We start from the raw sequence: 12,425 nt of genomic DNA on the forward strand, positions 1-12,425 counted from the left end.
CATTCATCGTTTTTATTTTTTTAGGTATTTCCGTTAAAATTAGATCGCCTGTATATCTCATGAAATATTCCTTAAAGTACAAACTCTATTTGTAGGATGGGTAAAGCAGTACGCAACCCAACTTTTAAATACTTAAAAGATGGGTTAGCGCCTATTCTTTAAATAACCAACAAGTCCATAAACTCATTAACAGGAGTTGCCTCCAACTCTTCCGGATCCATGAAAAGGTCAATGATTTGTTGACCATGTTTCCGAGGAAAACGCGTAAACACATTGCGTTTAAATTTATCGACTAAAACAGGAATGCCTTCTTCGCGGCGATTACGATGACCAATAGGATATTCCACTTCAATAATATCGGTACTTGAACCATCGTTAAAAAAGACTTGAATGGCATTCGCTATACTGCGTTTGTCTGGATCATGGTATTCATTAGAATATTTTTTATCTTCAGCAACCACCATTTTTTCTCGCAAAGCGTCTATGCGTTGATCGCTGGCAAATTCATCTTCGTAATAATCCGCTTTTAGATCACCGTACAGTAAACCGACAGCAACCATATATTGTAAACAGTGATCGCGATCAGCGGGATTATAAAGAGGTCCTGTTTTACTAATAATGCGAATGGCAGATTCCGTTGTTGCTATTTCAATGCGCTCAATATCATTAATGCGTTCCTTAACCAAAGAGTGTAACCGAACCGCACATTCCACTGCGGTTTGCGCATGAAATTCCGCAGGAAACGAAAGCTTAAACAATATATTTTCCATCACGTAACTGCCGTAAGGCCGCTGAAACTGAAACTCGTTACCTTTAAACAGCACGTCGTAAAAGCCCCACCCTTTAGCAGTGAGGGCGCCAGGGTAACCCATTTCACCGGTCATGGTAATCAGCGCCAAACGAACCGCACGGCTGGTTGCATCACCCGCCGCCCAGGATTTTCGTGAACCGGCATTTGGGGCATGTCGATAAGTTCGAAGCGCTTGTCCATCTACCCAAGCTTGCGAAACCGCATCGATAATTTCGTCACGGCCACCACCCAACATGTGAGTTACTACTGCTGCTGAAGCAACTTTTACCAAGACGACGTGATCGATGCCAACACGATTAAAGCTGTTTTCAAGCGCCAACACACCTTGAATTTCGTGAGCTTTCACCATGGCTTTTAACACATCGCCCATGGTTAAAGATTCGTAACTGTTTGCAATATTTTGGCGCGAAATAAAATCGGCAACAGCAAGAATGGCCCCTAAATTATCCGATGGATGTCCCCACTCGGCGGCAAGCCAGGTATCGTTAAAATCCAACCAACGAACAATACACCCAATATCAAAAGCCGCTTTAATAGGATCTAGCTCAAACTGTGTGCCAGGAACACGAGCGCCATTGGGAACCAAAGTTCCCGGTACAACTGGCCCAAGGTGCTTAGTGCATTCCGGATACCGCAACGCCAACAAACCACAGCCGATGGTATCCATTAAGCAATAGCGCGCTGTATCAATGGCTTCGTCACTATCAATAACATAGTCGGTTACATAGTCAGCAATATCCGTTAAAACCGGATCCGGATCGGGGCGGGTATTTATATCAACATTTGCGCTCATAGTTGTTCTCGGTATTTTTATGAGCTTTTAAAATGGACCGAGATGCGAGAATTGTCCAGAGGTTATCTCAAAATTGGGATTGAATGAAAGAAAGTTGCGAGTTGCGAGTTGCGAGTTGCGAGTTGCGAGTTGCGAGTTGCGAGTTGCGAGTTGCGAGTTGCGAGTTGCGAGTTGCGAGTTGCGAGTTGCGAGTTGCGAGTTGCGAGTTGCGAGTTGCGAGAATTATGAAGTTTCACTCTGCACTGTCAAGTGAAACTTCTTGGTTTTAGTTCGCGACTCGAAACTCGTAACTGCTTTTAACGATTTTCGATATCTACCCACTCTAAATCTTCTGGACCAACATAGTTCGCACTTGGACGAATGATTTTTCCGTCCACTCGCTGCTCCATAATATGTGCGGCCCATCCAGTAATACGCGACATAACGAAAATAGGTGTGAACATTGAAGTAGGAATACCCATTTGGTGATACGACACAGCTGAAAACCAATCAAGATTCGGGAACATTTTCTTTTCTTCCCACATCACCGTTTCCAGTCGCTCAGCAATGTTATACAGGTTCATGTCACCCTGCTCTTCCGACAATTGCTTAGCCACTTTTTTGATCACTTCGTTTCGAGGATCAGAAACCGTATAAACCGGATGACCAAAACCAATCACAATTTCTTTGCGAGAAATACGTTCTTTAATGTCTTTTTCAGCTTCGTCCGGATTCGCATAGCGCTTTTGTATTTCTAACGCCACTTCGTTGGCACCACCGTGCTTAGGACCACGTAACGCACCAATAGCACCACAAACGGATGAGTACATATCGGAATTGGTTCCAGCTATGACACGGCTGGTAAACGTTGATGCATTAAACTCATGCTCAGCATACAAAATTAATGAAATATGCATGGCTTTTTCCCAGGACTCGCTGGGCTCTTCGCCGTGCAATAAATGTAAAAAGTGTGCGCCAATGGAGTCGTCATCGGTTTCCACATCGATGCGTTTACCGTTGTGACTGAAGTGATACCAGTAAAGCAGCATTGAACCAAAAGACGCCATTAAACGATCAGCAATGTCTTTCGCATCGGCTTCGTTGTGATCGTCTTTTTCAGGTAAAACCGTTCCCAGAACAGAACAACCCGTACGCAGAACATCCATAGGATGCGCAGCAGCTGGAATGCATTCTAAAGCATCTTGAACCGCTAAAGGTAAACCACGCAGCGATTTCAACTTTCGTTTATAATTTGCCAACTCCGCTTTGGTTGGTAGTTTGCCATGGATCAACAAAAAAGCGATTTCTTCGAATTCCGCTTTTTCGGCAAAGTCGAGGATGTCATAACCGCGATACGCCAAATCGTTACCGGTTCGGCCAACAGTACAAAGTGCTGTATTACCTGCAGCGACACCCGAAAGCGCCACCGATTTTTTTGCTTTAGGAAGAACCTGCTCTGCCATATTATTTCTCCTTATTCTGTGCGAACAGTGAATCGAGCTTTTGCTCGTAGCTGTGGTAATTGAGGAAGTCGTACAACTCTTCGCGGGTTTGCATAATGTCAATTACATTGCGTTGATGACCTTCATTTTTCAACGCTTCGTAAACTTGCAATGCACCTTTGTTCATAGCGCGATAAGCGCCACAACAATAAAGCACAATGTCCACGCCTACTTCACCCAATTCCGGGGTTGAAAACAACGGTGTTTTACCAAATTCGGTAATGTTCGCCAAAATAGGCACTTTCACCGCTTCTTTAAAAACTTTGTACTGTTCTAAAGTATTGATCGCTTCCGGGAAGATCATATCCGCACCGGCTTCAACACAGGCTAACGCTCGCTCAATCGCAGCATCCATACCTTCTACTGCTAAGGCGTCGGTTCGTGCCATGATCACAAATTGATCATCCGTTTTTGCATCAACCGCGGCTTTAATACGATCGATCATTTCATTTTTAGAAACAATTTCTTTTCCAGGTCGGTGACCACATCGCTTTGCCGCAACTTGGTCTTCAATATGACAAGCCGCTGCCCCCGCTTTGGTTAAAGATTTAACGGTACGAGCAATATTAAATGCGCCACCCCAACCGGTATCCGCATCCACCAACAATGGCAAATCACACACATCGGTAATGCGCCGCACATCAATAAGCACATCTTCTAAAGAACTGATCCCAAGATCAGGCATACCCAATGAATTAGCGGCCACACCACCACCAGACAAATAGATCGCCTGATGGCCAACACGTTTCGCCATATGTGCAGTATAGGCATTGATGGTCCCAACCACTTGCAGTGGCTTGTTATTTGCCACAGCTGCGCGAAATTTTGCGCCTGCGCTTTGTATTTTTGTCATAGTTTTTCTCTTTATGTGCTGTTCTAAATCTGGTTTCTTTAACAATCTCAGAAAAGGTTACTTTTCATTTTTTAAACCATGAACTCTTAGTCCTGACACCGTCTAATCATGTTCAAACCAAAAAACAAATGGCAGCGTTAACTGGCTGCCATTTCTTCAATTTTCACTTTCCAGGTTGCAGGCCCGGTTTTATGTACGGACTCTCCAGCAGCATCTACTGCTACCGTCACGGGCATATCTTGTACTTCAAACTCGTAGATGGCTTCCATTCCCAAATCTTCGAATGCGACAACCCTCGATTTTTTGATCGCTTTCGATACCAAATAAGCGGCACCACCTACAGCCATTAAATAAACGGCTTTATGCTTTTTAATAGCATCAATGGCAATATCGCCACGTTCGGCTTTACCAATCATACCCATTAAACCAGTTTTATCGAGCATCATTTCGGTGTATTTATCCATGCGTGTAGACGTAGTTGGGCCGGCGGGACCAACCACCTCGTCACGCACAGCATCGACTGGACCAACGTAATAGATAAACTTGCCGTTAAAATCGACGCCTTCGGGTAGCGATTCGCCTTTGGCAAAAATATCCTGTATGCGCTTATGGGCAGCGTCTCGGCCGGTAAGAATTTTTCCAGAAATCAGCAAGGTTTCTCCAGGTTTCCAGCTGGCAACTTCTTCGGGTGTGATACCGTCCAGATTTACTTTTCGTACACTTTCACCAACTTCCCAGGTGACTTCTGGCCAGTCGTCTACCGACGGCTGCTCCAGCTCTGCCGGACCACTGCCATCCAAGGTAAAATGAGCATGGCGAGTTGCTGCACAATTGGGAATCATCGCAACGGGCAAAGATGCGGCGTGTGTTGGACAATCTTTGATTTTGATATCGAGCACCGTGGTTAACCCGCCTAATCCCTGCGCTCCGATCCCTAACTTGTTTACTTCTTCAAATATTTTAAGGCGCAACTCTTCAACCGGCGATTGTGGGCCGCGCTCTTGCAGTTCCTGAATATTGATAGGGTCCATTAATGATTCTTTTGCCATTACCATGGCTTTTTCAGCTGTTCCACCAATCCCAATTCCAAGCATACCGGGTGGACACCAGCCCGCTCCCATTTTCGGCACCGTTTCCAGAACCCAGTCCAAAATCGAGTCGTTTGGATTGAGCATGACAAATTTTGATTTGTTTTCCGAACCACCGCCTTTTGCGGCAACATCAACCGTCACTTTCTCGCCTGGAACCATATCAATATGAACCACAGCGGGTGTGTTATCACGAGTGTTTTTTCTAGGGCCAACAGGATTTTCAACCACCGAAGCGCGTAATGGATTATCGGGATTAGCATAGGCGCGGCGCACACCTTCATCGACCATTTGTTGTACCGTCAAATCGGAATCCCACTGCACCTGCATTCCTATTTTAACGAAAACAGTAACAATACCTGTGTCCTGGCAAACGGGACGATGGCCCTCGGCTGACATACGAGAATTAATAAGTATTTGGGCGATAGCGTCTCTCGCGCCAGGGTTTTGCTCTTTGAGATAGGCTTCGTGCATTGCGTCTACAAAATCCTTAGGATGATAATAGGAAATAAATTGCAATGCGCTTTCAACGCTGTCGATAAAGTCGGCTTTTTTAATGACCGCCATGGAATTCCTCCGATTAACAGGGGGTGCTGTGTGCGGCTGATCCAATATGAGCCCCTTAAACCTTGAACAGGAGCTTTTAACATATTGCACCGCACAACCTTACAATAATAATAAAAAGGGTTCAATAATCAGGTAAGAAACTTTGGTATTATAGCCGATTCAACTTGTCCGGGTCAGCTACCGGGCATTGAGTCGCACAAGAAAAGTAGAGAATTCTTCGTATGCAGTTTTTTGAGTTTGACTACCTTGGTCATAATTCAGGCAAATTATTTTTCGATAAAGTGGTTAACAAGCCCTACGCTCTGTTTTTGGACAGTGGCAACAGTCAGAATCACAATGGCCGTTACGACATTATTTTAATTGAACCTGAGCAAGTATTAGTCAGCAAAAATGATCGGCATTTCGTTTTAAACAATAACGATAAATCAGAAACGCTTATCGACAATTGCTTCGAAGAGTTAAACGGTTGGTTAAAGTCAGGAGCCAATCCGAATGCCGACAAAGATTTACCTTTTACCGGTGGTCTTGCCGGAGCATTCGCTTACGACTTAGGAAGACAGCTTGAAGAGTTACCGCAATTAGCAAAACGTAATTCTAAACTACCTGACCTTGTAGCCGGACTGTATCTTTACCCTTTAATAATCGATCATAAAAAGCAAACCGTACGTTTATACTCTTTCGGAAACGATACAAACAAATTCACTCAGTTAATAAAGCTTTTCCAGAAACAGATTACTCCAAAACAACGCAAAACATTTAAGCTTCAGAGCGGTTGGCAGTCGAACATGAGTGCGGAAAGTTATCGAGAAAAGTTCAATCATGTAAAGGAATATATTCGCGCTGGCGATTGCTATCAGATCAATTTAGCTCAAAAGTTTTCTTCCAACTTTTTAGGCGATGATTGGTTCGCTTATCAATATCTATCGACCATTAATCAAGCCCCATTTTCGGCTTACTTTAATTTTGTCGATGGCAATTTACTGTCGGTCTCACCAGAGCGATTTATTTCGATAAATAACCATAAAGTAATCACACAACCGATTAAAGGCACGCGTCCTCGAAGTGAAGATGCCACTCAAGACGCCGTGTTTAAAACAGAATTGCAAAACAGTGAAAAAGATCGTGCCGAAAATCTGATGATTGTCGACTTATTACGTAATGACTTGGGGCGAACCGCTGTTGCCGGAAGCGTAGAGGTTACTGAATTATTTGGCTGTTATTCGTTTCCTTCCGTACACCACCTTATCTCAACGGTTCAATCGACAATTGACGCCAATACGACCACATTGGACGTATTTAAAGCGGCATTTCCTGGTGGCTCGATCACTGGAGCACCAAAAATACGAGCCATGGAAATTATCGAACAGTTGGAGCCGGATCGCCGACATTTTTATTGTGGCTCTGTTGCTTATTTCAGCTTTAATGGCAATATGGACAGTAGTATTTTGATCCGAACACTGATTACGGACCATAATAGTATTTATACCTGGGCTGGTGGAGGCTTGGTTGATGATTCAGATTGCGAGCTCGAATACCAGGAAACCTTCGCCAAATTAAGCAAGATATTAACCCCTATGGCTGAGTTATGATTTTATCTGCGAATCGATTGTTATCCCTGTTTGAACAGCCCATTGAACAACCGCAAACTGCCGATATTGCGTTGGAGTACAAAGAAGATCTGCTCACTCCTGCCGGGGTGCTGGTGCCATTAATCGAGCGCAAGTTGAGTAAGGGTTCTGGCTTTCATGTACTGCTAACACGTCGTGCCCAACACTTAAAAAATCACGCTGGTCAAATCAGCTTTCCCGGGGGCCGACATGAGGACCACGACAACAACCTGCTCGATACTGCCTTGCGTGAAACCTATGAAGAAGTTGGCATTACACCGTCTCAGGTGCAGGTAATCGGCGAATTACCGCCTCATGAAACCATAACCGGCTACCGCATGACACCCTATGTGGGCATCATTCAAAGTGACTATCAACTCAAACTGGACCCTCAAGAAGTGGATGAAGCCTTTGAAGTACCGCTTGGCTTTATTTGCAACCCGAACAATCAAAAACTGCAGAGTGCCTACTTTCAAGGACAAAAACGCTACTACTATTGCTTTCAATATCAGGAGTTTAAGATATGGGGCGCAACGGCCCGAGTTCTCGTAGAGCTGTCGAAACACATTCGCAAAATAGCGGACACATTCGACCACTGAAAATAGATCTTTTTATTACTGGTCCGATATTTCATTCCTCCTTTAAAATAGTATTCAAAATAAAATATTTTCTGGTCAAATTATGGTCGAATTGACTGTCTGTTTGATCGACACAAAGTCAAGGTGAACACATTGTCTATCAGTACGTTTGAAATTTTTACTATTGGCATTGGCCCCTCCAGTTCTCACACTGTGGGTCCTATGCGTGCTGCACGACGTTTTATAACAGGGTTAAAAAAGCAACAGCAATTAGAAAAAGTCGCTCGCATCAAAAGTGAACTTTTTGGCTCCCTCGGCCAAACTGGAAAAGGTCATGGCAGCGATGTAGCTGTATTAATGGGGCTTGAAGGAAATCGTGCTTCACAGCTCGATCCCGATATTGTGCCCGATCGTATGGAGGCCATTCGCAATGAAAAAGCCATGCGACTTAATGGTGAGCACACCATTCCCTATAATGAAAAAACGGATTTGATCTTCCACCGTCGAGAAGTACTTCCCAAACACGCCAATGGCATGCGATTCAGTGCTTTTGATACTGAAGGAAACCTCATTAAGTCAGGCGTTTATTATTCCGTTGGCGGTGGCTTCGTGGTAAATGACGACGTATCTGCCGACGATCCTTTTGTTGAAGACACTACCGCTCTTAAATACCCCTTTAAAACCGCGACCGAATTATTACGGTTAGTTAATGAGCATGGACTTTCCATTTCCAGCTTAATGTTAGCCAATGAAAAAGCTTGGCGCAGTGAACAAGAAATTCGTGATCAACTTTTACACATCTGGAATACCATGCGTGCCTGCGTTGATCGCGGTTGTCAGCGCGAAGGCATTTTACCCGGTGGATTAAAAGTGAAGCGTCGTGCGCCTTCTCTGTTCCGCAAACTCAAAGCAAGCCAAAACCAAACGGATGAATTATCGGTAATGGACTGGGTAAACCTTTACGCATTAGCGGTCAACGAAGAAAACGCCGCCGGTGGTCGTGTTGTAACAGCACCCACCAATGGTGCAGCCGGCATCATTCCTGCCGTACTTTTTTATTATGTTCAACACTATTGCAAAGGCCAACCAGAAGAAGACGCCATTGTTCGCTTTTTATTAACCGCCGCGGCTATTGCTATTTTATACAAAGAAAACGCCTCTATTTCCGGTGCCGAAGTCGGTTGTCAGGGTGAAGTGGGTGTGGCCTGTTCGATGGCAGCAGGTGCATTAACGGAAGTGCTCGGCGGTACGCCTGAACAAGTTGAAAATGCCGCCGAAATTGGAATGGAGCATAACCTTGGCTTAACCTGTGACCCGGTAGGCGGTTTGGTTCAGGTTCCTTGTATTGAGCGTAATGCCATGGGCGCCATTAAAGCGATTAATGCCTCTCGATTAGCACTGCGTGGCGATGGCAGTCACAAGGTTTCGTTAGATAAAGTAATAAAAACCATGCGTGAAACCGGCGCCGATATGAAAACCAAATACAAAGAAACCGCACGTGGCGGTTTGGCGGTCAATATTATTGAATGTTAACTGGCGTCATTTTGAGCCGATATCGTAAATAACTGCTCACAGGTATCAATCATGACCTGTGAGCTTTCATTTTCAGCAATATCAAAGTCTCCGTTTCGCAAAAAGTTTAAGATTTGCTGATGCACTCGGCGATCAAAATTAATCAACGTATGATTGGTAGGGATCACCAGTAAGCTTTTCATCTCTTTCAGGCAACTGCTTTGTAGCGAAACTTTGCCATCATCATCTCCTGGTAACCACTCTGAAAACCTTGGGTTGATGGATCGATTACCGGCAATAACACCAATTTCTGCAGCAACAGGTTTTAATTGGTTCACGTAGGAGCTGTCATCTGCAGACAGTTCATGAAACGATTGAAATAGGTTTTCAGCGAGCATTTGATTTGCTAGAAAATGGTCAACAACTTCACTGCCTTGATTGGGCGGCGCCAGCATAACGACGCGTTGTAGTTTTTCGATTTCCCGTTCTTGCAAATAACTTCGAACCAGAATCCCCCCCATAGAATGAGTCACAATATTAATTTTACCATCGGATAATTGACGACACTGCTCCAAAGCCGAAGGTAACGTGTCAGCTGCCAACTCTTTTATTGACTTTGAAGTAGACGCATAATCCTGATTAACAACGTAATAGCCGTTTTTTTTCCAGAAATCGCTCAATAAACCACATAGACCAGGCGCTTCTCGCTAGCCCATGCAATAAAATGACACAGTCTGGCTTTTCAGTCACTGCAGACTTTGAATTAGCCCAAGTTGTTTCGGTAACAAAAATAGAAAGGAATAGTAAACTAAAAACAATGCGTAAAAGAACTCGTTGCATAAAAAGCTAATGAATAATCCGACAAGACCATCATTAAAACGCAAGCAACACCTTTATGTCAGTGTTAGCTTGATAGGTATTAAAACGTAATACGAAGCGTATTAGCGCTCCGGTAGTATGTCATCACTGACCAGGTTGTGCATTTCATTAGACGACCGACATCGTGCAACTTTTTTCAACATTTCGTCATTCATATGCGGGGCTAACATTTGCACAAAGTCAGTCACATACTTACGAAAGAAAAAGTTTTTATGGAATACTATTTTGGCGCGTAATGGTGAAAAAAGATGATCAGCATTTATCAGCTTTAGGTCGCTGTCTTTATCGGGGTTATAGGCCATTCGTGCAATCAACCCGACTCCCATCCCCATACGAACATAAGATTTAAGAATTTCCGAATCGGTTGCCGTAATGACAAAGTCAGCTTCCAACCCTGCGTCTTTAAACACCCTCTCCACTTCCGAGACCTTAGTATCCGGTGAAAGTTTTGCTAGGAGCGGGAACGAAGCTAGTCGCTCTAACGTGATATTGCTGTCGTGGGTCAAGGGGTGATCACGCGGCACAATAATGCACTGATGCCAAAGAAAACAGGGCACCTGTACTTTATCACTAAACCAGTCATCTCGTTCGCCAAAAATAACAAGGTCAATGTCTCCATGGTCAAGCATGTGATCCACATGAGCATTAATTCCTTGGTGCAAATGCAATCTCACATCAGGGTATTTTTTAATAAATGACTCAATTATTCCGGGAAGCAAATACCGAGAAAACGTGTGAGTGGTCGCGATTCGAAAAATACCTTTGTCTTCACATACAAAATCCGAAGCAATATCCTGGATTTTTCTGGTTAACTGCAATATTTCTGTGGTCACTTCCAAGATCCGCACACCGGCTGGGGTAACATTGGTCAGATGCTTGCCACTTCGGGTAAAAACCTGTACTCCAAGCTCATCCTCCAACAGCCTGATCTGCTTGCTGATTCCTGGTTGTGAAGTGTAAAGACTCTCCGCGGTTGCAGACACATTGAGGTCGTGACGAGCCACCTCGTAAATGTATTTCAATTGCTGGAGCTTCATGCTTTTTAACTCCCGATCAAGGATAGTCAGACTTTTTTATTCCGCTTGTTTATTAAGCGTAGACGCAAATACAAATTTCACCAGTAAGGATGGCGCTTTGATAATCACGTGCTATGAGCGACTTTAATATCGACTTGCGAAAGCCAATTCAGAGGTTGAAAAAGTCTTAAGGCGCTCCTGGTTTAGTAACAAACCCTGGTTTTTATGAGCTTCCTTTATTAAGGTATTCCACATCTATAAAAAGAATGATTTGCTATATAAAACATACTTATAGACGATTAGTACATATAAATATCTTATGCTTCATTCGCAACACCATGTGGAACATGGCCCGTCGCCACTAACTCCCTAGCCGATTGACAATGATCCTGCTGATCATCAAAAAAGACGTCAGCATCGTAGGCTTTTAAAAACTCCGCTTTTCGTAGTCCACCTAAAAACAAGGCTTCATCAATCCGAATATCCCAACTGCGCAAGGTTCTGACTACGCGCTCGTGAGCCGGAGCAGAGCGCGCGGTTACCAATGCGGTGCGAATAGGACAACTTTCTTGTGGAAAGTCTTTTTGAATCTTATGGAGCGCAGCTAGAAAATTCTTAAACGGACCGCCTTTAAGAGGGCTTTTGGCAGCCTGCTTTTCACTTGCTGCAAAAGCCTCAAGCCCTTGTTTTTTATAAATAACTTCAGCTTCATCGGAAAAAATTACCGCATCGCCATCAAACGCAATTTTAAGCTCTTTGTTTTTAAGGTTTTCGCTATAGGAAGTTGAATCTTGCGAAATAATGGTCGCAGCAGCATAACCGCATTCCAGCGCACTTTTCACATCTTCTGGATTCGTGGATAAAAACAAATGCGCATTAAATGCAGACACGTATTGGTACGGATTGCGGCCACCGGTAAACGCCGCACGAACAATGTTCAGCTTATGTGCTTCGATAGAGTTAAAGATCCTAAGCCCGGTATCTGCACTGTTTCGAGAGATCAAAACAACCTCAACCCGAGGGTTGTTACTGGATCCGGTATGGTTGAGATCGAGCAATTTTTTCACCAAACCAAAAGCAGCGCCTGGGTTTAGCGGTTGGTCTTCATGCTCAATCTGGTATTCGGAATAGGCCTGCACGCCTTGCTCCACAAATATACGATGGCTCTCTCTTAAGTCAAATAATGCGGTTGAGGAAATCGCAATAACCAATTTGTCACCTAGTGAAACTGCCAACTTAG

At 44.0% G+C, this 12,425-nt stretch carries 10 protein-coding genes; 3 read left to right on the plus strand and 7 right to left on the minus strand.

The annotated features are described in order from the left end of the window. Positions 1-158: 158 nt before the first annotated feature. The 4 genes from ACTUJY_RS07530 to ACTUJY_RS07545 all read right to left on the minus strand — a co-directional run bounded on the left by ACTUJY_RS07530 (position 159) and on the right by ACTUJY_RS07545 (position 5,593). The gene (locus ACTUJY_RS07530; protein WP_463615460.1) at positions 159-1,604 is read right to left on the minus strand and encodes a bifunctional 2-methylcitrate dehydratase/aconitate hydratase; all 1,446 of its coding nucleotides are present in this window, start codon (positions 1,602-1,604) and stop codon (positions 159-161) included. Positions 1,605-1,900: 296 nt separating this feature from the next. Next, positions 1,901-3,046 carry a bifunctional 2-methylcitrate synthase/citrate synthase gene (gene prpC, locus ACTUJY_RS07535; protein WP_463615461.1) on the minus strand — a complete coding sequence of 382 codons (1,146 nt, stop codon included), beginning with the start codon at positions 3,044-3,046 and terminating at the stop codon, positions 1,901-1,903. Position 3,047: 1 nt separating this feature from the next. Next, a complete protein-coding gene (gene prpB, locus ACTUJY_RS07540) occupies positions 3,048-3,938 on the minus strand; it encodes a methylisocitrate lyase (protein ID WP_463615462.1) in 891 nt (296 codons plus the stop codon). A gap of 137 nt (positions 3,939-4,075) precedes the next feature. Then, a complete protein-coding gene (locus ACTUJY_RS07545) occupies positions 4,076-5,593 on the minus strand; it encodes a fumarate hydratase (protein WP_463615463.1) in 1,518 nt (505 codons plus the stop codon). Positions 5,594-5,814: 221 nt separating this feature from the next. Between ACTUJY_RS07545 and pabB the strand changes: the two genes are divergently transcribed. The 3 genes from pabB to ACTUJY_RS07560 all read left to right on the plus strand — a co-directional run bounded on the left by pabB (position 5,815) and on the right by ACTUJY_RS07560 (position 9,311). Then, positions 5,815-7,182 carry an aminodeoxychorismate synthase component I gene (gene pabB, locus ACTUJY_RS07550; protein WP_463615464.1) on the plus strand — a complete coding sequence of 456 codons (1,368 nt, stop codon included), beginning with the start codon at positions 5,815-5,817 and terminating at the stop codon, positions 7,180-7,182. Beyond that, the gene (locus ACTUJY_RS07555) at positions 7,179-7,799 is read left to right on the plus strand and encodes a CoA pyrophosphatase (protein WP_463615465.1); all 621 of its coding nucleotides are present in this window, start codon (positions 7,179-7,181) and stop codon (positions 7,797-7,799) included. Before pabB ends, ACTUJY_RS07555 begins: the two co-directional genes overlap by 4 nt. 132 nt (positions 7,800-7,931) lie before the next feature. Continuing rightward, a complete protein-coding gene (locus tag ACTUJY_RS07560; RefSeq protein ID WP_463615466.1) occupies positions 7,932-9,311 on the plus strand; it encodes an L-serine ammonia-lyase in 1,380 nt (459 codons plus the stop codon). Here the strand turns inward: ACTUJY_RS07560 and ACTUJY_RS07565 are convergent. The 3 genes from ACTUJY_RS07565 to ACTUJY_RS07575 form a co-directional block, all read right to left on the minus strand. After that, entirely contained in the window at positions 9,308-9,970 is a 663-nt protein-coding gene (locus ACTUJY_RS07565) for an esterase/lipase family protein (RefSeq protein WP_463615467.1), read from the minus strand. The two genes, ACTUJY_RS07560 and ACTUJY_RS07565, sit on opposite strands and share 4 nt — an antisense overlap. Positions 9,971-10,231: 261 nt before the next feature. Next, the gene (locus ACTUJY_RS07570) at positions 10,232-11,206 is read right to left on the minus strand and encodes a LysR substrate-binding domain-containing protein (protein ID WP_463615468.1); all 975 of its coding nucleotides are present in this window, start codon (positions 11,204-11,206) and stop codon (positions 10,232-10,234) included. A 296-nt stretch (positions 11,207-11,502) separates the two neighbouring features. Further along, on the minus strand, positions 11,503-12,420 hold the full coding sequence (locus ACTUJY_RS07575; protein WP_463615469.1) for a 5'-nucleotidase: 918 nt from the start codon (positions 12,418-12,420) through the stop codon (positions 11,503-11,505). Between the last annotated feature and the right edge of the window lie 5 nt (positions 12,421-12,425).

Source organism: Pleionea sp. WD8-19, assembly GCF_055326765.1.

Coding starts and splice junctions, on each gene's coding strand:
- pabB (WP_463615464.1), top strand. CDS start 5,815: ATGCAGTTTTTTGAGTTTGACTACCTTGGTCATAATTCAGGCAAATTA.
- ACTUJY_RS07545 (WP_463615463.1), bottom strand. CDS start 5,593: ATGGCGGTCATTAAAAAAGCCGACTTTATCGACAGCGTTGAAAGCGCA.
- ACTUJY_RS07530 (WP_463615460.1), bottom strand. CDS start 1,604: ATGAGCGCAAATGTTGATATAAATACCCGCCCCGATCCGGATCCGGTT.
- ACTUJY_RS07570 (WP_463615468.1), bottom strand. CDS start 11,206: ATGAAGCTCCAGCAATTGAAATACATTTACGAGGTGGCTCGTCACGAC.
- prpC (WP_463615461.1), bottom strand. CDS start 3,046: ATGGCAGAGCAGGTTCTTCCTAAAGCAAAAAAATCGGTGGCGCTTTCG.
- prpB (WP_463615462.1), bottom strand. CDS start 3,938: ATGACAAAAATACAAAGCGCAGGCGCAAAATTTCGCGCAGCTGTGGCA.
- ACTUJY_RS07555 (WP_463615465.1), top strand. CDS start 7,179: ATGATTTTATCTGCGAATCGATTGTTATCCCTGTTTGAACAGCCCATT.